This is a genomic window from Dactylosporangium sp. NPDC050588 (genome assembly GCF_040654975.1).
GTDB lineage: Bacteria > Actinomycetota > Actinomycetes > Mycobacteriales > Micromonosporaceae > Dactylosporangium > Dactylosporangium maewongense.
Window position 1 is genome coordinate 104,054 of sequence record NZ_JBFAJA010000018.1, and the last position, 20,438, is coordinate 124,491.

General features: G+C 73.2%; 21 protein-coding genes. 15 read left to right on the plus strand and 6 right to left on the minus strand.

Annotated elements, in window-relative coordinates; genetic code table 11:
- Positions 1-23 precede the first annotated feature (23 nt).
- Positions 24-1,037 (plus strand): ABC transporter substrate-binding protein, encoded by a 1,014-nt coding sequence (locus AB0I21_RS14945; protein WP_360561401.1) that lies wholly within the window; start codon positions 24-26, stop codon positions 1,035-1,037.
- 169 nt (positions 1,038-1,206) lie between these two features.
- On the plus strand, positions 1,207-2,373 hold the full coding sequence (locus AB0I21_RS14950; protein WP_360561403.1) for an RICIN domain-containing protein: 1,167 nt from the start codon (positions 1,207-1,209) through the stop codon (positions 2,371-2,373).
- A 40-nt stretch (positions 2,374-2,413) separates the two neighbouring features.
- Here AB0I21_RS14950 and AB0I21_RS14955 read toward each other — a convergent pair whose 3' ends face one another.
- Genes AB0I21_RS14955 through AB0I21_RS14965 form a run of 3 tightly spaced genes read right to left on the minus strand, consistent with a single transcriptional unit; the run spans position 2,414 to position 4,702 of the window.
- Positions 2,414-2,899, minus strand: coding sequence for a hypothetical protein (locus AB0I21_RS14955; protein ID WP_360561405.1), 486 nt, complete (start codon positions 2,897-2,899; stop codon positions 2,414-2,416).
- Positions 2,877-3,521 (minus strand): sigma-70 family RNA polymerase sigma factor, encoded by a 645-nt coding sequence (locus AB0I21_RS14960; RefSeq protein WP_360561407.1) that lies wholly within the window; start codon positions 3,519-3,521, stop codon positions 2,877-2,879. The genes AB0I21_RS14955 and AB0I21_RS14960 overlap by 23 nt, the downstream gene beginning before the upstream one ends.
- Positions 3,518-4,702 (minus strand): S8/S53 family peptidase, encoded by a 1,185-nt coding sequence (locus AB0I21_RS14965; protein ID WP_360561409.1) that lies wholly within the window; start codon positions 4,700-4,702, stop codon positions 3,518-3,520. Before AB0I21_RS14965 ends, AB0I21_RS14960 begins: the two co-directional genes overlap by 4 nt.
- A gap of 77 nt (positions 4,703-4,779) precedes the next feature.
- On the opposite strand from AB0I21_RS14965, the gene AB0I21_RS14970 reads away from it, so the two are divergent.
- The 3 genes from AB0I21_RS14970 (at position 4,780) to AB0I21_RS14980 (ending at position 9,257) form a co-directional block, all read left to right on the plus strand.
- A complete protein-coding gene (locus AB0I21_RS14970; protein WP_360561410.1) occupies positions 4,780-7,422 on the plus strand; it encodes a CHAT domain-containing protein in 2,643 nt (880 codons plus the stop codon).
- A gap of 501 nt (positions 7,423-7,923) precedes the next feature.
- Positions 7,924-8,301 (plus strand): nuclear transport factor 2 family protein, encoded by a 378-nt coding sequence (locus AB0I21_RS14975; RefSeq protein WP_360561412.1) that lies wholly within the window; start codon positions 7,924-7,926, stop codon positions 8,299-8,301.
- A gap of 89 nt (positions 8,302-8,390) precedes the next feature.
- Positions 8,391-9,257, plus strand: a complete 867-nt coding sequence (locus AB0I21_RS14980; RefSeq protein WP_360561414.1) for a hypothetical protein — start codon at positions 8,391-8,393, stop codon at positions 9,255-9,257.
- 10 nt (positions 9,258-9,267) lie between these two features.
- Here AB0I21_RS14980 and AB0I21_RS14985 read toward each other — a convergent pair whose 3' ends face one another.
- Positions 9,268-10,146 (minus strand): helix-turn-helix domain-containing GNAT family N-acetyltransferase, encoded by an 879-nt coding sequence (locus AB0I21_RS14985; RefSeq protein WP_360561415.1) that lies wholly within the window; start codon positions 10,144-10,146, stop codon positions 9,268-9,270.
- A gap of 58 nt (positions 10,147-10,204) precedes the next feature.
- On the opposite strand from AB0I21_RS14985, the gene AB0I21_RS14990 reads away from it, so the two are divergent.
- The 8 genes from AB0I21_RS14990 (at position 10,205) to AB0I21_RS15025 (ending at position 16,156) form a co-directional block, all read left to right on the plus strand.
- Positions 10,205-10,777, plus strand: coding sequence for a hypothetical protein (locus tag AB0I21_RS14990; RefSeq protein ID WP_360561417.1), 573 nt, complete (start codon positions 10,205-10,207; stop codon positions 10,775-10,777).
- Positions 10,770-11,177 carry a DUF2809 domain-containing protein gene (locus AB0I21_RS14995; RefSeq protein ID WP_360561418.1) on the plus strand — a complete coding sequence of 136 codons (408 nt, stop codon included), beginning with the start codon at positions 10,770-10,772 and terminating at the stop codon, positions 11,175-11,177. The genes AB0I21_RS14990 and AB0I21_RS14995 overlap by 8 nt, the downstream gene beginning before the upstream one ends.
- Before the next feature lie 66 nt (positions 11,178-11,243).
- Positions 11,244-14,054: a glycoside hydrolase family 9 protein gene (locus AB0I21_RS15000; RefSeq protein ID WP_360561419.1), complete on the plus strand. Its 2,811-nt coding sequence runs from the start codon at positions 11,244-11,246 to the stop codon at positions 14,052-14,054.
- 53 nt (positions 14,055-14,107) lie between these two features.
- Positions 14,108-14,386, plus strand: a complete 279-nt coding sequence (locus AB0I21_RS15005; protein WP_344504059.1) for a hypothetical protein — start codon at positions 14,108-14,110, stop codon at positions 14,384-14,386.
- Positions 14,386-14,907: an adenylyl-sulfate kinase gene (locus tag AB0I21_RS15010; protein WP_360561420.1), complete on the plus strand. Its 522-nt coding sequence runs from the start codon at positions 14,386-14,388 to the stop codon at positions 14,905-14,907. The genes AB0I21_RS15005 and AB0I21_RS15010 overlap by 1 nt, the downstream gene beginning before the upstream one ends.
- A 31-nt stretch (positions 14,908-14,938) precedes the next feature.
- Positions 14,939-15,301, plus strand: coding sequence for a VOC family protein (locus AB0I21_RS15015; protein ID WP_360561422.1), 363 nt, complete (start codon positions 14,939-14,941; stop codon positions 15,299-15,301).
- A 185-nt stretch (positions 15,302-15,486) separates the two neighbouring features.
- On the plus strand, positions 15,487-15,801 hold the full coding sequence (locus AB0I21_RS15020) for a hypothetical protein (protein WP_360561424.1): 315 nt from the start codon (positions 15,487-15,489) through the stop codon (positions 15,799-15,801).
- Between the two features lie 52 nt (positions 15,802-15,853).
- Positions 15,854-16,156, plus strand: a complete 303-nt coding sequence (locus AB0I21_RS15025) for a hypothetical protein (protein WP_360561426.1) — start codon at positions 15,854-15,856, stop codon at positions 16,154-16,156.
- Positions 16,157-16,216: 60 nt separating this feature from the next.
- Here AB0I21_RS15025 and AB0I21_RS15030 read toward each other — a convergent pair whose 3' ends face one another.
- The gene (locus AB0I21_RS15030) at positions 16,217-16,843 is read right to left on the minus strand and encodes an NAD(P)H-dependent oxidoreductase (RefSeq protein WP_360561428.1); all 627 of its coding nucleotides are present in this window, start codon (positions 16,841-16,843) and stop codon (positions 16,217-16,219) included.
- Between the two features lie 94 nt (positions 16,844-16,937).
- Between AB0I21_RS15030 and AB0I21_RS15035 the strand changes: the two genes are divergently transcribed.
- Both AB0I21_RS15035 and AB0I21_RS15040 read left to right on the plus strand, forming a co-directional pair.
- Positions 16,938-17,360, plus strand: coding sequence for a helix-turn-helix domain-containing protein (locus AB0I21_RS15035; protein ID WP_344504067.1), 423 nt, complete (start codon positions 16,938-16,940; stop codon positions 17,358-17,360).
- 13 nt (positions 17,361-17,373) lie between these two features.
- Positions 17,374-18,297, plus strand: a complete 924-nt coding sequence (locus AB0I21_RS15040) for a hypothetical protein (RefSeq protein WP_360561430.1) — start codon at positions 17,374-17,376, stop codon at positions 18,295-18,297.
- Between the two features lie 69 nt (positions 18,298-18,366).
- Here AB0I21_RS15040 and AB0I21_RS15045 read toward each other — a convergent pair whose 3' ends face one another.
- The gene (locus tag AB0I21_RS15045; protein ID WP_360561432.1) at positions 18,367-20,298 is read right to left on the minus strand and encodes a S8 family serine peptidase; all 1,932 of its coding nucleotides are present in this window, start codon (positions 20,296-20,298) and stop codon (positions 18,367-18,369) included.
- Between the last annotated feature and the right edge of the window lie 140 nt (positions 20,299-20,438).

Below are 20,438 nucleotides of genomic sequence, written 5' to 3' on the forward strand. Positions count from 1 at the left end.
CCCTGACCTTCCGAAGGAGCACCATGTCCACCGTCAGACCATCCCGCCGGTCGTTCGCGGCCGCGGCCCTCGCCCTCGCGCTCACCGCGGGACTCGCCGCCTGCGGCAGCGAGGACGAGGCCAACGCCGACACCGCCGCCGGGAACGGCACGGTGACGATCGGCGCGCAGGCGAAGGACATCGGCAAGGTGACCGAGCTGAAGGTCGAGAAGCAGCAGGCCATCGCCGACCTGGTCCCGGCCGCGATCAAGGCCGACGGCAAGCTGACCATCGGGCTCGGCGCGCTGCCGACCGGCTTCCCGCCGCTCGCCTTCGTCGGCGACGACGACAAGACCCTCACCGGCGCCGAGCCGGACCTCGGCCGCCTCGTCGCCGCCGTCTTCGGCCTCACGCCCGAGATCAACAACGCCACGTGGGACAACCTGTTCGTCGGCATCGACTCCGGCAAGACCGAGGTCGGCTTCTCGAACATCACCGACACCGAGCAGCGCAAGGAGAAGTACGACTTCGCCTCGTACCGGCAGGACAACCTGGGCTTCGCGGTGAAGGACGGCAACGCCTGGAACTTCGACAAGGACTACAAGAAGCTCGCCGGCCTCAAGGTCGCCGTCGGCGCGGGCACCAACCAGGAGAAGATCCTGGTCGCGTGGCAGGAGAAGCTGAAGGCCGAGGGCAAGACCCTCGACATCAAGTACTTCGCCGACACACCCACCACCTTCAAGGCGCTCGTATCCGGCCAGATCGACGCCTACTTCGGCCCGAACCCGGGCATCGCCTACCAGATCAGCCGGACCAGGGGCACCGCCGACGCCGTCCGCAACGCGGGCGTCCACTCCGGCGCCGGGGAGACCCTGCAGGGCCTGATCGCGGCCACCACGAAGAAGGACAACGAGCTGGTCAAGGCCCTCGCCGAAGCGATCAACTACCTGATCGCCAATGGTCAGTACCAGCAGTGGCTCGCCGCCTACAACCTCGACACCGAGGCCGTGCAGACCTCCCAGGTGAACCCGCCCGGCCTGCCGAAATCCAACGCCTGACGGATCGCCGGAGGGCCCTCGCCGCGAGGCGGGGGCCCTCCGCGCGTCCCGGGGCACCGTGAAATTTTCACGGGATCGCCGCGCGTCGCAGGGACAAACTCCCGGGCGGCGCGGCCCCGGCCGCACCCTGCCTTCCGGAATGTCCGCCAACCTTCCGAAAGGCAGTACCATGCCCCGCTTGTTGACATCGCTCGGCGCCCTCGCGCTGCTGCTGACCGCGGCCGTCGCGGTCAGCCCGCAGGCGGCGAGCGCCGACACCCAGATCTGCGCGACCTTCGGCTCGGCGAGCGTCGCCGGCGGGAAGTACATCGTGCAGAACAACGTCTGGGGCGCCAGCACGCCGCAGTGCATCAACGCCACCGACCGCGGCTTCACGATCACCCAGTCCGGGCACAACGTGCCGACCAACGGCGCGCCTGCCTCCTACCCCTCGATCTACGCCGGCTGCCACTACGGCAACTGCACCACCGGCAGCGGCCTGCCGATGCAGGTCTCCAGCGGCGCGTTCCAGAACGTGACGACCAGCGTGTCGATGACGTACGCCGGTGGGCAGTGGGACGCCGCGTACGACGTCTGGTTCGACCCCACCCCGCGGACCAACGGCCAGAACACCGGCGCGGAGCTCATGGTGTGGCTCAACCACGCGGGCGCCCCGCAGCCCGTCGGCTCGCCCGTCGGCACCGTGAACATCGCGGGCGGCACCTGGACCGTGTGGTTCGGCAACATCGGCTGGAACGTCGTGTCGTACGTGCGCACCGCCGGGACCGGCTCGATCAACTTCGCGGTCCGTGACTTCTACAACGACATGATGGCCCGCGGGTACGCGCAGAACAGCTGGTACCTGACCAGCGTGCAGGCCGGGTTCGAGCCGTGGCAGGGCGGCGCCGGGCTCGCCGTCACCGACTTCAACTACAGCACCACCGGCGGCAACACCGGCGGCGGGCAGACGATCGTCGGGCAGGGCTCCGGCCGGTGCGTCGACGTCGACGCGCAGGGCACCGCCGACGGCACCAAGATCCAGCTGTGGGACTGCAACGGCAGCGGCGCGCAGAAGTGGACCCGCAGCGGCAACACGTTCGTCAACCCGCAGTCGGGCAAGTGCCTCGACGTCCGGGGCGCCAGCACCGCCAACGGCGCGCAGGTGTGGCTGTGGACGTGCCTGAACAACTCCGCCCAGCAGTGGGTGGTCAACGGCAACGGCACGTTCGTCAACCCCGCGTCGGGCAAGTGCCTCGACGCGTCCGGCCGCGGCACCGCCAACGGCACCGGCCTGCAGATCTGGGACTGCTACGGCGGCGGAGGCACCCAGTCCAACCAGGTCTGGTCGCTGCGCTGACCAGGTAGCGACCGCGGATGCGGCGGCGCCGCCGCGTTCCTCAGGTGAGGAACGTGGCGGTGCCGACCTGGGTCGTCTCGGGGCCGGCCGGGCCCCACCAGATGCGCAGCGGGCCGACCGGCAGGTCCGGCACCGAGAAGCGGCCGAGCCGGTCGGTCGTGCCGGTCCACTCGCCGCCGGCGTGCCGGACCCGCACCGGCGCCTCGACCGGGTGGCTGACCTGCCCGACGAGCCGCACCCGGCCGCCGTCGACGACGACCTCGACGTCGATGACGGTGCCGCCGCTGTCGAAGCTCAGCAGCCGCGGGTCGTCCGCGTCGCCGTCCGGTCCCGGGCCGGCGCGGACCCCGGCGGGCGCGCCCGCGACGGCACTGTCCAGCAGCAGGGCGGCCAGTGCCGCGTCCGGGTCGCGCCAGGCCAGGCCGGCCGACGCCGCCTGCAGCAGCCGCGCCGGGACGGGGTCGGTGTCGACGTACAGTCGAGCCACCGCCTCGCCCAGATCCTCACCCGCGGGTGGTTGCGTCATGTGTGCCTCCCTTCAGCGTCGGTCCGTGCTGTCCGTGCTTTCCGTGTTGCCTTGGCGTCGCCGCTCCGGGATAGGGCTCGCCCGTGAGCAGGCCGCGTAACGTCTCCAGGCAGCGGGCCCGGGTCGGGCCGATGCTGCCGACCGGCATGTCCAGCGCGGCACCCAGCTCCGCGTAGCTCGGTGCCGGGTGCGCGCCCATCGCCCGCAGCAGCCGCGCGCACCGGTCCGGCATCCGGTCGACCGCCTGCCACAGCAGCCGCTGCTCCTCCGCGCGCAGAGCCTCCTCCTCCGGCAGGTCCGTCGTCGACGGCGCCCGGCCGAGGTGCTCCGCGACGTCGGCCGGGGACTCCCGCCCGCGCCTGCGGATCATGTCGATCGCCTCGTTGCGGGCGGTCGTGGCCAGCCACGACCCGAGACCGTCGCCGTCGCGGATCTGACCGAGCTTCTCGACAAGGCGGAACCAGGTCGCCTGGAACACGTCGCTCGCGTCGGCCTCGTTGAACCGGAAGCCGCGCGCGACCGCCCATACGAGCCCCGAGTAGCGGGCCACGAGTGCGTCCCAGGCCCGCTGATCGCCATCCGCGGCCTCGATCAGGGCGATGGTCGGATCGAATGCCGTCACAGCACAGCAGCGTACCCGCCAACTGATCGTGTCGATTCCGACGTCACCTCCTTGGTCGCCGAAAGCACGCTTCCGGTCGACGCGGCGCGCTCCACGATCAGCGCGACCACGTGCGGGGTGGCGAACGACGTGCCGCTCCAGGTGGCCCAGCCGGTGCCGAAGTCCGGGTGGTGGATGTACGTGCTGACCACGTCGGCGCCCGGCGCGGCCACGGTCACCCACGGCCCGCTGTTGCTCCACTCGCACAGCGCCGTGCCGTCGTGCGCGGCGACCGCGACGACCTGCTGCCGCCACGGCACGTCCGCGCCGGCGAACCCGGCGGGCCAGAACGGCCGGTCGGTGACGCCGTCGTTGCCGGCGGCGGCGACCACGATCCGGTCCCGGCCGAGCAGGAAGCGGTTGAGCGCCCAGCGCAGCAGCACCGGCGGCTGGCCGTCCACCGTGTACGAGCCGAGCGACAGGTTGAGCACGTCGGTGTCGGTGAGCGCGGCGATCCGCAGCGCCAGCTGCAGCTCGGTGCCCACGCCGAACGTGTCGAGCACCTTGACGATGCGGACCTGCGCCCGCCGGGTGCCCTGCAGGATCACCCCGGCGATGAAGTTGGCGTGCCCGACGTCGGAGTCGATGACGTTGTCCCGGTCGACGTCGATCTCGGTCTCGTAGTCGCTCTCGCCGACCCGGTACCGGCTGGCCGGCAGCGGGCTGTCGGCCCACACGCCGGTGTCCATGACCACGACCCGGGCGGCGCCGGCGGCCGCGGGTGCCGCGTCGATCGAGGCGGCCGCCGCCGCGATCGGCCGGCCGAACGGGCCGCCCTGCTCGAACGGCGAGGCGAGCAGCACATGGTTCGGGCCGGCGACGGTGCCGTCGGACGCGCGCTCGCGGGTCCGGCGGGTCGCCTTGATCGCGTCGAGACCGGGGGCCCGCAGCCGGCGCACACCGGGCAGCGGCTCGTCGGTCGCCACGTCGGCGGCGCGGTGCCCGAGGCCCTCCACGACCCGCCGGGCGTCGTCGTAGTGCTCGTCGACGACCAGCAGCTCGCCGCTGACGTACCGCACCGGCTGGCCGCCGGTGGTCTCCGTGCCCAGCCAGCGCAGGCCGGCCAGGTGCGCCGCGCGCCGCTGCCGCCACCGCTCGAGTCGCCGGGTCGGGTCCACGGGGCCGTCTTCGAAGTCAGTCATGTTCAACGTGACGTTCGAGCGAGTCCGCCGATACGTCGGGTACCCGACAGTTCCCGGCGGTGGAAGGATCGTCGGTTGTGAAGCCGCCGCTTTCCGGCCCGACGCCGGTGCCGCCGTCTGCCTTGACCTTGGCGACGCGTGCCGTCGAGGCGGTTGCCGCCGACCCCGACGAGGCCCGCGCCCTGGCCGTGGCGGCCCTCGCCGCGACCCGCCGGGCGAAGGACCCCGACGCGACGTCGGTGGCGCACCGGGCGCTGGGACTGGCCGCCCGCGTCGGTGACGACGCGCACACCGCGGCCCGGCACCTGCGCGCCGCGCTGCGGGTCGCGGAGCGGCACGAGCGGATGACCCTCGCCGCGGAGGCGCGGATGAGCCTCGCGCTGGTGCTCGACGACCTCGGCCGGCCGGCCGCCGCGGTCCGCGAGATCGACGTCGCCCTGCGCAGCCTGCGCGGGCTGCGCCGGGGCCGGGCCGTGATGCAGCGGGCGCTGATCCTGCGCCGGCTCGGCCACGACGAGGAGGCGATGGCCGGCTACCGGTCGGCGCTGCGGGTCTTCCGGCGCGAAGGCGACCGGCTCTGGGAGGCCCGGGCCCTGAACAACCGGGCCATCCTGCACGGCTACCACGGCAGTCACCGCCTCGCCGCCGCCGACCTCGGCGCCGCGGCCGCCATCTACGCCGACCTGGACCTGCCGACGGCGGCCGCCCAGGTGCACCACAACCTCGGGTTCGTCGCCGCGCAGGCCGGCGACGTCCCGCTCGCCCTGGCCCGCTACGAGCAGGCCCGCGCCGTGCTGACCCGCGAGGCCGGGGTGCCCGCCGACGCCCTGCTCGACCTCGCGGAGCTGCTGCGCTCCGCCCGGCTGCTCCCGGAGGCGCAGCAGGCGGCCCAGGACGCCGTCGACACCTGCCGGCGCGGCCGCCTCGACACCGCCGGCGGCGAGGCGGCGCTCCTGCTCGCCCGGGTCGCGCTGGCCCGCGGCAACGCCGGGGAGGCCCGCGACGCGGCCCGCTCCGCGCGGCGCGCCTTCACCGCCCAGCGCCGCCACCTGCCCGCCGCCCGCGCCCGCGCCGTCGAGCTGGGCGCGGTCATCGCCGCCGGCCGGGCGCACCGCGGCACGCTGCGCGCGGTCCAGGAGGTGGCGGCGGAGCTCACCACCGCCGGCTGGCTGCTGCCCGGCTGCGAGTCGTGGCTCGACGCCGCCCAGCTCGCGCTCGCGCTCGGCGAGCCCGCCGGCGCCGCCTCCTGCCTGGAGCGGGCCGCCGTCGTCGCCCGGCGCGGGCCGGCCGTGCTGCGCGCCCGCTGGTGGCACCTGCGGGCGGTCGCGCACCTCGCCGACGGCGACGTCCCCGCCGCCGCGCGCTGCGCCGACGCCGGGCTGCGCGAGTTCGAGGCGCACCGGGCCAGCCTCGGCGCCACCGAGCTGCGCGTCCGCAGCGGCGGCACGGTCGCCGACCTCGCCGCGTTCCGGCTGCGCCTGGCGGTGGAGCACGAGCCCGCGGAGCAGATCCTGCAGTGGTCGCAGCGGTGCCGGGCCGCGGCGCTCTGGCTGCCGCCCGCCCGGCCCAGCGGCGACCCCGTGATCGCCCGCGACCTGGCCCGCCTGCGCAGCGTCCACGCCGACCTGGCCGCCGCCCCGATCGGCGCCGCGCACACCGGCCGCCTGCTGCAACGCCAGCGCGACCTGGAGGAGCAGGTGCGCCGCCGCTCCTGGCAGGCGCACGGCACCGAGGAGGCGACCGCCGCCGGACCGCCCCTCGACGTGCTGGCCGCGGCCCTCGGCGACCTCGCGTTCGTCGACCTGCTCGCCGTCGACGCCTGCCTGCACGCGCTGGTCCTCGTCGGCGGCCGGGTCACGCACCGCCCCCTGGGCCCGGCCCAGCCGGTCCTCGACGAGCTGCACGCCCTGCGCTTCGCCCAGCGCCGCCTCGTCGCCCGCCGCGGCCACCGCGGCGCCGCGACCCTCGCCGCCGACCACGCCGCCGCCGACCTCGACCGCATGCTGCTCGCCCCGCTCGACGACCTCATCGGCGACCGCGACCTGGTCCTCGCCCCGACCGGCCAGCTGCAGGCGCTGTCCTGGTCCCTGCTGCCCCGCTGCCGCGGCCGCGCCGTCCGCGTCACCCCCTCCGCCGCGACCTGGTGGCGGGCCCAGCGCACCCCCCGCCCCGACGGCCCCTCGGTCTTCGTCGGCGCCGCCGACCCGCCGCAGGCGCTGCGCGAGGTCACGGGGATCGCCGCCGGTACACCACGCGCGACGCTGCTCGCCGGCGACCGCGCCCTCGTCAGCGACGTGCTGCACGCCCTGGACGGCGCCTCGCTGGGCCACATCGCCTGCCACGGCCAGTTCCGCACCGACAACGCCCTCTTCTCCGCGCTCCTGCTCGCCGACGGCCCCTTGACGATGTACGACCTCTCGGCCCTCAACCGTCCGCCCGGCACCCTGGTCCTGTCCGGCTGCGACACCGGCCTGTCCGCCGTGCACCCCGGCGAGGAGCTGCTCGGCCTGACCAGCACCCTGCTCCAGCTCGGCACCCGCACCGTGGTCGCGAGCACCGGCCCGGTCGACGACGAGGCCACCCGCACCCTGATGACCGACTTCCACAAGCGCCTGGGCACCGGCTGCACCGAGGCCGCCGCCCTCGCCGCCGCCCAGCTCGCCACCGACGGCGACGCCCGCTACAGCAGCGCCGGCTTCGTCTGCTACGGCGCCGGCTGACCTGCTGCTGCACTTCCGCCCCACCGCTGCCGCGGCGGGTCCCGGCGGGGATGCTCACCCGCGCCCCAATGCGCCGCTGCGCGGCGCACTGCCAGCGCTTGCGCGCGGCAGCTTCGGACGCGTGCGCGCGGCGTCCGGTGGGCGGCCTGCGACGAGTTGTGCTCCCGGCGCCCGGCCACCACGCGCGCAACGCGGATCCGCGCGCCGCGGCATGATCGAAGGACGGTTCTGGCCGTCAGCACGACCGTTCCGTCCTTGGATCACCAGGCGGGGGGTCCGGCGGCGGCGCGCGTGGCGACCGGATCGATCCCTGGCCCCGAGTCGGTCCTGGTCGGGGTCTGCCTGCCGCAGGATTCGTCCGCGCCGCGGCGTGATCGAAGGACGGTTCTGGCCGTCAGCACGACCGTTCCGTCCTTGGATCACCAGGCGGGGGTCCAGCAGCGACGCGCTTGGCTACGATGCTCGGGCGGACAGTGACAGGTGTCGAAGGGAGACCGGCCGGTGGCGGACAGCGGACTGGAGCGGGCGCTCGAGGAGCACCTAGGGGCGCTGGAGCGCAAGGACCTCGCGGCGTACGCGGCGACGCTCGCCGAGGAGGTGGTGCTGATCCTGCCCAACGGCACGCTCGTCGACGGCAAGGCGGCCATGGTCGAGTTCCACCGCGAGATGTTCGCCGACGACACCTGGACGCAGGAGCGCACCGTCCGGAAGGTCACCCTGGCCGGCAGCACCGGATGGGTGCTGATCGAGTACCTGTGGACCACCGTCGACGCCACCGGCGCGGTCGAGTCGCAGACCCGGGCGTACTTCACCCTCACCTACGCGCTCGTCGACGGCAGGTGGCTCGTCGTGGCCGACCAGAACACCCGCCTGCCGTAGCGGGCGGGTGCGGCGGGCCCAGTCGGCGGCGCGGGGTGACGGCGGCGCCGGTGGGACGCCGACATCGGTGGGGACGCTGAGGGAAGGCGATGACGATGACGCCGGTGCGCGGGTCTGTGGTGGAGGCGCGGGTCGGGGAGGCGTGGAGCCGCGCGGCCGGCGTCGTCGTGCGCCGACTCGACGAGCCATGGCTCACCGGTGGCGCGAGCGCGACGTTGCTTGAGGTGAACGGGCGGGAGCGCCTCGACCGGTTGCGGGAGCTGACGTCAGCGGGGGTGTACGTCGACGGGATCGTGCGCTCCCTGCCGAGCCTTGAGATCGTGCTCCGGGACGCCACGGGTGGGCAGCTCGCGACGATCGGCCTGATCGGGTCGGACATCATCGCGTGGAACCGTGACGAGTTCGGCAACGACTTCGAGCTGGAGGCGTCACACGAGCTCTGGCTCTTCCTCGCCGAGCTGGGCGTTCCCGGCTCGCTGGCGAGGTTGACCGGCCCCCTCGTGCACGCGCTCGGGCTGGAGGAGGGCGAGGAGCGGTTCCGGCCGGTGGTGGAGGGATCGCGCATCCCGGCCGTGATGGGGGCTCGCCGCGCGCCGCAACCGTTGTGGAGCTGGCTGTCCGGATTCTCCAGCGAAGACGCGCAAGACCGTCCTCCGACCGAGATCGATCGATATGACGCCGAGCTTCGAGCTGCCATGCCGCAGCCGGGTGATCGGGCGAGAAGCCTGCTGGCGTGGTGGGGGAGCCTGACCTGGCTGTCTGAGGCGTGCGCCGGCGAAGGCGTGCTGGCCAGGGCGTTGCTGAGCTGCATCGACCGGGGGGACGTGCTCCGTGCGATGGGCGCCGACCTGGACGCCGCCGTGGTGATGGGGGCGCTGGCCTGGATCAATGCGGTCAAGGACGAGGACGGGGTGCTGGAGCGCATCGGACCGCACCTGCGCGTCCTTCCCGGGTGACAAGCCGGCCTCAGAGGCGCTTGGAGAACCAGTGGTGGGCGTAGGGCTCGTCGTTGAAGGCGGGCACCTCCTCGTAGCCGCTGCTGCGGTACAGGTGGATCGCCTCGGTGAGGTTGCGGTTGGTGTCGAGGCGGACGGAGCCGCAGCCGGCGGTGGCGGCCCGGTGCTCGAGGTCGCTCAGGATGCGGCGGCCGAGGCCCAGGCCGCGGACGGTGCCGGAGACCCAGACGCGCTTGATCTCGGCGGGGGCGTCGCGGTGGAGCTTCAGGGCGCCGCAGCCGACGGGCTCGCCGGACAGCGTGGCGAGGAGGAAGACGCCCCGCGGCGGGGTCAGGTCCTCGTCGTCGACCGGCCGGCTGACGCCCGTGTCGAAGCCGTCGTCGAAGCGCTGGGACAGCTCGCGGGCGTAGGCGCGCAGGCAGGCGCGGGCGCGTGGGTCGGCCGGCGGGCAGACCGTGAGCTCGACCATCGAGGCCAGGAGCAGCCGCTCGACCTCCGCCATCGCGGTCGCCAGGCGGGACCGCTGGGTGTCGCTCAGCGGCCCGAGGATCGAGTGCGCCAGGTCGTCGGAGGCGCTGTCGAGGATCGCCCACTCGGCCCGCCCGGCATCCGTCAGCGAGGCTTCGCGGACGCGCGCGTCGCCGCTCGTGCCGGCGCCGACGACGACAAGGCCGTCGGCCTCCAGCGCCCGCAGCAGGCGGCTCAGGTAGCCCGCGTCGAGGCCGAGGCGGGCGCGCAGGGCGGCCACCTCGGCGCCGGCGGGGCCGATCTCCCACAGCAGGCGGGCCTGGCCGAGCGGGCGGCCCCGGGACAGGTACTCGTCGTCGAGCGCGCCGACGCGCTGCGTCACGGTCCGGTTGAAGCGGCGGACGGTCTCCAGGAGTTCCACATGTCTGACTATAGTCAGGTAACGCTCCGCAGTGGTATCCGCCAGGCATACTCGACGCGTGAAACGAGGCTGGTTGCTCGCGGTGGTCGCGACAACGCTGATGGGCTGCATCGGGCCGTTCGCCGACACGGTCGACGAGGCGCTCCAGGACACCCCCGGCGACTACGACGAGTGCTGCATCAACGCCGAGCGGCCGCTGCTCGGCAAGCTCGCCGGCACCCCGATCACGGTGGTGACCGCCCCGGACTTCCCCGGGTTCCGGGTCGACGCCGTCGTCACGACGCACCAGTTCGACGCCGCCACCGAGAAGAAGGTGACCTGGGAGAAGGACGGCGACGGGCTGATCGCGCCGGACGACGCCCACGACTACGTGCTCGCCCTCGTCGCCGGCGTGCCGCGGGCCGACAAGTCGTATCCGCAGACGGTGATCACCGTCGGGAAGGGGACCGCCACCTACGAGTCCACGCCGCTCGTCGACCCGTCCGACGGCAGCCGCATCAGCTCGGTGATCCTCGCCGTGCGGGTCCCCGCCGGGCAGCCGGTCCTGCTCACCGCCGAGGACCCGAAGCCGGGCGACCCCGCGGTCGACCTGCGCACCGGCCGCGCCGTGAAGTTCCCCGCCGATGCGTAGCCGCCTGCTCGCCCTCGCCGGCGTCGCGGCGGCCCTGGCGGTCGCGTTCGCGATCCGGGCCGTCGACGACGGCGCGCTGCGCCAGTACTCCGGGACCGCGCTGTACGCCTCCATGATCTACGCCGGGGTCTTCGTCCTGCGGCCCCGGACGACCCCGCTCGTCGCGGGCGCCGTCGCGATCGCCTGGTGCTGGGCGGTGGAGCTGGCGCAGCTGACCGGCGTCCCCGCCGAACTGTCCGCGCGGAGCCTCCTGGCGCGGTACGCGCTCGGCGTGAAGTTCGACCCCGCCGACCTGGCCTGGTACCCGGTCGGCGTCGTGCCGCTGGTGGTCGCGCACCTGCTCTTGCGAAGAAGAAAGTTTCACGCCGTGACCAGGCAGGACACCCTCGCGGGACGGTGATATGCCCGCGCCGGGGCGGTGACGCGGTTCAATCCGCGCACCGCCACCCGGAGAGGAGCACCACCCATGCGCAGGAGGATTCTCGGCGCAGTCGCGGCGCTCGGGGTCGCCGCCGCCACGACGGTCATCGCCGTGGCAGCCTCGACCCCGGCGACAGCCGCCCCCGCGTACAACTACGCGGAGGCACTGCAGAAGTCCATCTGGTTCTACGAGGCCCAGCAGGCCGGGCCGAAGCCCGCGTGGAGCCGGGTCGGGTGGCGCGGCAACGCCGCCACGACCGACGGCGCCGACGTCGGCCTCGACCTGACCGGCGGCTGGTTCGACGCCGGCGACCACGTGAAGTTCGGCTTCCCGATGGCGTTCTCGACCACCATGCTCGCGTGGGGCGCGGTGGAGTACCGCGACGCGTACGTGCAGTCGGGGCAGCTGACCAACCTGGTGAACAACCTGAAGTTCGTCAACGACTACTTCATCAAGGCGCACCCGTCCCCGAACGTCCTCTATGGACAGATCGGCTCCGGCAACCCCGACCACGCCTGGTGGGGACCGGCCGAGGTGATGCCGATGGCACGACCCTCGTACAAGATCGACGCCACCTGCGGCGGCTCGGACCTCGCCGGTGAGACGGCCGCCGCCATGGCCGCCTCGTCGATCGTGATCCGCCCGACCGACGCCGCGTACGCCGACAAGCTCGTCACGCACGCGAAGCAGCTGTACACGTTCGCCGACACCGTGCGCCGCAAGTACAGCGACTGCATCACCGACGCGGCCAGCTACTACAACTCGTGGAGCGGCTTCAACGACGAGCTCGTGTGGGGCGCGATCTGGCTCTACCGCGCCACCAACGACGCGGCCTACCTCGCGAAGGCCGAGGCCGGCTACGACAACCTCAGCAACGAGAACCAGACCACGACGAAGTCCTACCGGTGGACGATCGCGTGGGACGACAAGTCGTACGGCTGCTACGTGCTGCTCGCCAAGCTCACCGGCAAGCAGCGCTACGTCGATGACGCCAACCGCTGGCTGGACTACTGGACCGTCGGCGTCAACGGCCAGAAGGTGCCCACGTCACCCGGTGGCCAGGCGGTGCTGGACAGCTGGGGCTCGCTGCGGTACGCCGCGAACACGTCCTTCGTGGCGCTGCTCTACAGCGACTGGCTCACCGACGCCACCCGCAAGGCCCGCTACCACGACTTCGGCGCCCGGCAGATCAACTACATCCTGGGCGACAACCCCCGCAAGTCCAGCTACATGATCGGCTTCGGGGCGAACCCGCCGAAGAACCCGCACCACCGCACCGCGCACGGGTCCTGGACGGACCAGATCACCAACCCGGAGGTCTCGCGGCACACGCTGTACGGCGCGCTCGTCGGCGGGCCGTCGTCGCCGAACGACGCCTACACCGACAGCCGGTCCGACTACGTGATGAACGAGGTCGCCACCGACTACAACTCCGGGCTCACCTCCGCCCTGGCCCGCATGTACGGCGAGTACGGCGGCACGGCGCTGTCCGGCTTCCCGGCCGCGGAGACCCCGGACGGGCCGGAGATGTACGTCGAGTCCTCCATCAACACCCCGGGGACCACGTTCACCGAGGTCAAGGCGATGGTCTACAACAAGTCGGCGTGGCCGGCGCGGACCCTCGACCAGGGCTCGTTCCGCTACTACTTCACCCTCGACGGCACCACCACCCCGTCGCAGATCTCGCTCAGCAGCGCCTACAACCAGTGCTCCGCGCCCACCGGCCCGACGCTGGTCAGCGGCAGCACGTACTACGTCACCGTCAGCTGCGCCGGGCAGAAGATCGCCCCGGCCGGCCAGTCCGCGTGGCGGCGCGAGGTGCAGTTCCGCATCTCGTCCGCCGGCACCTGGGACCCGACGAACGACTGGTCGTTCCCGGCCGGCGCCACGCAGAGCCCGAACAACCACATCACGCTGTACGACGGGGCCACCAAGGTCTGGGGCGAGGCTCCCGGCACCGGCCCGGCGGACACCACGCCGCCGTCCACGCCCGGCGCGCCGACCTTCACCAACGTGACCTCGACGTCGGTCACCGCCTCGTGGGCGGCGTCCACCGACAACGTGGGCGTCGCGTCCTACCGGGTGTCCTCGGCGGCGGGGGTCGTCGGGACCACGTCCGGCACGTCCCTGGCCATCACCGGGCTGTCGCCGGCGACCGCGTACAGCTTCCTGGTCGTCGCGGTCGACACCTCCGGCAACACGTCGGCGGCCTCGCCGGTCGGCACCGTCACCACCGCGCCCGCGACCGGTGACGTGACCCCGCCGTCGAAGCCCGGCACGCCGGTCGCGTCGGCGGTCACCAGCAGCGGCGCGACCCTCACCTGGGCCGCGTCGACCGACGCCGTCGGTGTCACCGGCTACGACGTCCTGCGCCTCGGCGGCACCGCCGGACCGGTCGTCGTCGCCACCGCCACCGGCACGACCGCCACGGTCACCGGCCTGACGGCGTCGACGGCGTACCAGTTCGCGATCCGGGCGAAGGACGCCGCCGGCAACCTGTCGGTGCTGTCCGACCCGGTCACGGTCACGACCACCGGCACCACCGCCGGCAAGTCCTGCGAGGCCACCTACCGCGTCACGAACCAGTGGGGCGACGGCTTCAACGGCGAGGTGACCGTGCGCAACTCCGGCGGCCAGGCGATCACCGGCTGGACGGTCACGTTCACGTTCCCGGGCAACCAGCGGGTCACCAACGGCTGGTCCGGCGTCTGGACGCAGACCGGCGCCGCCGTCACGGTCCGCAACGCCGACTGGAACGGCGCCCTGGCACCCACCGCGTCGACGGCGGCCGGGTTCAACGCCTCCGTCAGCGGCACCAACACCGCTCCTGCCACGCTCACCTGTACCGCGAGCTGAGTCATCCGGTCGGCCCCGGCGCATCGCGCGCCGGGGCCGTACCATTGGCAGGGATGATCGACCTCGATGTGCCCGCGGCCGCCACGGTGCCACCCCGGCACCGCCGCGGCGTGCTGCCGCGGGTCGCGGTGCTGGCCGCGTGCGTCGTGACGGCCGCGGTGCCGGCCGCCGCGCCCGTGCCGGTGTCGGTGGGGCAGCGGCTGCCGGTCCCGAGCTACTGCACCGGCGACCCGCTGCCGGGCGGCCGCCTCAACATCGTCGAGGACCACGTGTACATCCTCCTCGACGGCCAGACCGGCGTGGTCCTGAGCACCGGCCGCTGCCCCCGCTGATGACCGACGCGAGCGAGGTGCTGTTCCTCGGCGGCAGGTCAGGGGTCGGCAAGAGCAGCGTCGCGGCGAAGCTGCACGCGCAGCTGTCGGCGGCCGGTGTGCGGCACTGCGTCGTCGAAGGGGACAACCTCGACCTCGCGTACCCGCCGCCGTGGGAGCACCAGCTCGCGGAGCGCAACCTCGCCGCCATGTGGGCCAACTACCGCGCCCTCGGCTACCGCCGCCTGATCTACACCAACACCGTCAGCGTCCAGCAGGTCGCCGCGCTCACGGCCGCGATGGGCGACGCCCCACGCGTCACCGCCGTCCTGCTCACCTCCTCCGACGCGACCGCCCGCACCCGGCTGGCCCGCCGCGAGATCGGCACCGCCTACGACCTGCACGTGCAGCGCAGCGACGCCGCCGCCAGGTCCCTTGCCGCGACGGTGCCCCCGTCGGTCCACCGGATCCCCACCGACGACCGGACCGTCGCCGACGTCGCCGCCTCGGTCCTGGCGCTCACCGGCTGGGCCACTCGTTAGGGTCCGCGCCGGAACGGGTAGCAGACGGTGTATGCCCCCTCACATCGCGCAGTGCACCATCGACGTCATCGACCTCGACCTGATGACCGGCTTCTGGTCCGGCGCACTCGGTTACACCACCGGCCCCGCGGAGGAGGGCGGCACGCACCTGTTCGGGCCGCCCGGCGCGCCGTCGGTCTTCCTGCAGCGCGCAGCCACCCCGCACCCTCCGAAGAACCGCGTCCACCTGGACCTCATCCCCGACGGCGACGTGGAGGCGGAGGTGGTCCGGCTCGTCGGCCTCGGCGCCCGCCCCACCGACGCCGGCCAGACCGGCACCGAACCCTTCACCGTCCTCGCCGACCCCGAAGGCAACGAGTTCTGCCTCCTGCACGCCGACCCCCGCTCCCGCTGAGCCCCGCGGCGCGACGGCCGGGCGGAAGTTCCGTCGCGGCGTCGGTTGCCACGGCGACGCTGAACGCGCGGCGGCCTGGGAAGCTCGCGCTCTTCGACGCGCGGGTCTTCACCGTCGCCGACCCGGCGGAGGTCGCCAACTACTTCATCTGGCGGCAGCGCGACGCCGTCCGCAATAGCATCACCATGGCGGCCCAGGCGGTGTTCCCGCACAGCCGGCTCCAGGGCGTGCACTCCGGGCAGGCCCAGGACATGCTTTACACCGAGCACGGCATCAACTGGAACGACTACCCCGACGGCTGCAAGCGCGGCCGCGTGGTCGTCAAGGCGTCCGGCGAGCGCACGGTGACGTTCGTGCACAAGCGCACCGGTGAGCCGGAGACCGTTACCGCGCTGCGCTCGTGGTGGGAGACCAGCCCGGCGCCGCACTTCACCGCGGCCCCAGACGGCTTCCTGGCGAGCACGATCCCCGCGCTGCCGCGGCTCGCCACGCCGGCCTGACGAGGCCGGAAAACCGCGTGCGCGGGGCGGCGGCGCGTGTTGCGATCACAGCATGACGATCGACCACGGGGTGCTTCGGTTCGAGCGGGTGTTCGCGATGGCGGACTCGGTGGTTGTCGCCGGCTACGTGGCCCGGCGGCACCGGGAGTGCGTCTCGGTGGCGGTCCGGGCGTTGCTGCCGGGCCGCCGGCCGCAGCGGGATCCGGGCGGGCCGGCGCGGGAGACGCTGTTCGCCAGGCACGGCGCCGGCCGGGGCGGCCACCTGGGCGGCCGCCGGCAGGCATGGTCGTCGCGCCGCCGGGGCAGCGGCCGGTCGCCCCTCTGCGTGGACGGCGCGGGCGCGCGCGGACGGTGACGGTCGCGCGCCCGTGAAGTGGCGGCCCCGGGACGGTTCCCGGGGCCGCACGCACGCCGGTCAGAAGCGCTTCGCGGCCTCGACCGCCTCGGCGGTGGCCAGGGCGCGGCCCGCCTCGGCGTCGGCGGTGGCGAGGTTGGGGCGGAAGGTGACCGGCGTGATGTCGGTGATGCCCGCCCAGCGCAGCCACCCCTCGAAGAACGGGCGCTGGAAGTCGGCGCCGAAGGCCGGGCCGCGGCCCTCGCCGTAGACGGCGCTGGTGTAGACGACCGCGGCCTTGCGGCCGGTGAGCAGGCCGCTGTACCCCTCGGCGGGGTCGAACCCGAAGACCAGGCCCGGCTGGCTGACCACGTCGATGAACTGCTTGAGGATGTACGGGACCCCGGCGTTCCACATGGGGACCGAGAAGAGCAGCTTGTCGGCGGCGGCGAGGCGGTCGAACGCGGCCCGCGCGGCGGCCCAGGCGGCGGCGCCCTCGCCGGTGGGCTCGACCCCCGCGAACACGTCCATCTTCGCGCCGGCGGCGGCTGGGCCGAACGCCGGCAGCGTGCCGTCCCACAGGTCCCACTCGGCGATCTCGTGGTCGGGGTGCTGCTCGCCGTACACCTGCAGGAAACGCGACGCGAGCGCGAGTGACTCGGAGCGGGTGCCGCGTGGGGACGCCGAGATGTGCAGCAGCTTGGTCATCGGGAACCTCCGAAAGAAAGTGTGTGCGCACGCACCTAACAAGGCGAAGTTAGCCACTTGCGTGCGCACGCACAAGAGTTGGTACGGTGTGACGATGGACAACACGGCCGCCTGGGCGGGCCTGCTGCGGGTGCACGCCGCGCTGGTCCCGGTGCTGGACCAGGAGCTGCAGGCGGCCCACGGCCTGCCGCTGACCTGGTATGACGTGCTGCTGGAGCTCAACTCGGCGAAGGACCGCCAGCTCACGATGGGGGAGCTGGGCGCGAAGGCGGTGGTCAGCCGCAGCCGCAGCAGCCGGGTCGTCGACGAGCTCACCAGGGCCGGCCTCGTCGAGCGGGTCGCCAACCCGGCCGACGGGCGCTCGGCGTTCGCGCGGATCACGGCCGCGGGCCGGGCCAGGCTGCGGGCCGCCGCGCCGACCTACCTCGCCGGCATCGAGGCGCACTTCACCAGCAGGATGACCGCGGCCGAGGCGCGCACGGTCGCGACGGCATTGGAAAAAGTGCTCAAGGGGTAGATACTCACCGGGCATGGAGAAGGGCCCGGGTCGTGACCTCGCGCACGCGCTGCGCACCGGCCCGTTCTCCGCGGCGCTGCACCTCGCCATCGAAGACCGCGGCATCCGCCTCGACGAGATCCAGCAGCAGCTCGCCAGCAAGGGTGTCAGCGTCAGCATCACCACGCTGAGCTACTGGCGGCGGGGGCGCAGCCGCCCCGAGCGGCCCGAGTCGCTCAAGGCCGTCCGGCTGCTCGAGCAGATCCTGGCGCTGCCCGAGGAGTCGCTGATCGTGCAGCTCGGGCCGCGCCGCCCGCGGGGGCGCTGGCTGAGCCAGCCGCCGGGCACCATCGACGTCGACCGGCTGTTCAGCGACGGCACCAGCGTGGCCAAGATGGTCGGCGAGCTCGACCGGTGGATGTACCACGAGCTGACCAGGCTGAGCCTGCACGACCTGTACGTCGTCGGGCCCCAGCGGCAGGAGCTGGGCCTGACCTGCCGGCAGGTGCTGCGGGCCAACATCGACCGGGTCTCCCGCACCGTCGCGGTCTTCCTCACCGACGACCCGGCCGCGAAGGTGACCGTCAGCGCGATCCGCAACTGCCGCATCGGCCGGGTCCGGTCCGACGCCGGCGGGCTCGTCGCGGCGGAGATCATCTTCGACCGGATGCTGGCGCAGGGGGAGACGGTGGTGCTGGAGTACCAGTACCGCAGCGACTCGCTCTCCGCGACCGACAACTACTACCGGGGCTTCTCGACCCCGGTCACCGAGTACGTGCTGCAGGTCCAGTTCGACCACGACGCGGTGCCGGCGCGCTGCCGGCGGTTCGAACGCCGCGCGCTCAACGCGCCGGACCAGGGCGTGTGGGAGACGTGGATCGGCTCGACCCACGGCGCCCACGTCGTCGCGTCCGACGTACCCCCCGGCATCGTCGGCATGCGATGGGAGTGGGAGTGAGCCTCGTTGATCACTCCCACCCCCGGACGGTGACCGGGCGCCCGATGTCGGCGGGCGCCCGGCCGGCTTTCAGGAGGCGCTGATCGACACGTCGTCGAGGACGAAGCTGGTCTGCAGCGACCAGTCCTCGACGCCGTTGAACTTCAGCGTGACCGTCTGCCCCGCGAACGCGCTCGCGTCGATGACCTTCTCCACGTACCCGTTGGTCTTGTCCAGGTTCGTGTACGTGGCCACGGTGGTGCTGCCGAGGGTGACGGTCAGCTTGTCGTAGGCCAGGTTCTCGGTCTCCGCGGTGGTGATGCGGATCCAGAAGCGCAGCTGCACGGTCGTGCAGCCGGACGGGACCGCCACGGGCTGCGAGACGGTGTCGGTCTGCACCCGCCCGCCGCCGTTGAGCCACGCGTTGCGGGTGCCGCTGCGCGCCGGGTACTGCGACCACGTGCCGATCACGTTCGCGGTCGAGGTCCACGGCGACGTGCCGTTCTCGAAGCCACCGTTGCCGACGGGCTGCGAGGGTGTGCAGCCGCCGCCACCGGTGGTGACCGTCCAGGTGAACTGGGTCGACGCGGTCTTGTTCGCCGCGTCCTTCAGGGTCACCGTGACGTTCGAGGTGCCCGCCGTCGTCGCGCTGCCGGTGATCCGACCGGTCGACGCGCCGATGGACAGCCCGGCCGGGAGGCCGGACGCGCTCCAGGTGTACGGCGTGGTGCCGCCGCTGCCCTGGACCTGCACGTCGACCTGCTGGCCGACGACGGAGCTCTTGTCGCCCGGGTTGGTCACGGCCGGGTCGGTCGGCGTGCCGCCGCCGATGAACGCCGTGTACAGCAGCACGTTGGGCGAGCCGCTCCCCGCGCTGGTGATCTTCCCGGTGGTGCCGTTGTTCACGAGCGCGTCGCGGACCTGCGCCGGCGTCGCGTTCGGGTTCGCGCCCAGGTACAGCGCGGCGGCGCCGGCCACGTGCGGCGACGCCATCGAGGTGCCGGTCATCGTCGCGCTGCCGGTGTTGCTGGAGTACGACGCCGACACGATGCTCGTCCCCGGCGCGAACAGGTCCAGGCACGAGCCGTAGTTGCTGGTGCTGTTGCGGGCGTCGGAGCTGTTGCTGTTGCCGACGGTGATCGCCGCGGCGACGCCCTGCGGGCTGTAGTAGCAGGCGTCGTCGCCGTTGTTGCCGGCCGCCTGCACGAACTGCACGCCCGAGCTGATCAGGCTCGACACGGCGCTGTCCATGGCCTGGCTGCTGCACCGGCTGCCGCAGCCGATCGAGTAGTTCGCGACCGCCGGCTTCTGGGCGTTGGTGCGCACCCAGTTGATCCCCGCGATCAGGTCGTCGTTGGTGCCGGAGCCCTGGCAGTTCAGGACGCGGACCGAGACGAGGTTCGCCTTCTTCGCGATGCCGTACGTGGTGCCGACGGCGGTGCCCGCGACGTGCGTGCCGTGGCCGTGGCAGTCGGCGGGGTTGCTGTCCCCGTCGACGATGTCGGTGCCCTGCTTCACCCGGCCGCTGAACTCGGTGTGGCTCGCGTTGAGGCCGGTGTCCAGCACGTACACGGTGACGCCCTGGCCCGGGTTCGCCGCGTAGGTGAACGACTGGTTCAGCGGCAGGCTCCGCTGGTCGATGCGGTCGTCGCCCCAGTTGGGCGGGTTGTTCTGGGTGTCGAGGACGGTGATGCGCTGGACCGCCTCGACCGACGCGACGGCCGGGTCTGCGGCCAGCCGCTGCGCCTGCTGCACGGACATGTTCGCCGAGAAGCCCCGCTGCACGCTGTCGAACACGTGCCGGGTCTGCCCGCCGAACCTGCCGGTGAGCCGCTGGGCCTGGGTGGCGATCGCGGTGGAGCCGTCCTTCAGCGTGACGATGTAGCGACCCGCCACCGCGTCGGGACTGTCCGCGTACAGGATCGCGCCCTGCGCGACGGCCGCCGCCGGCGCGGCCGCCGCGAAGGCGCCGGCCAGCCCCGCCACGAGCGCGACGCCGGCCGCCGTAATTCGGTGGAACACGGTGAGACCTCCTCCGAGGGGATGCCAGCTCCGTGGCCGGGTCCGGTTGACGCCGACCCCGGAGGGCTGGAGCAGAAGGTAGGAGGACGCGACCGGCGAAGGTCACCCCGGTGAACAGACGTCGACGATCTGCGCCGTCA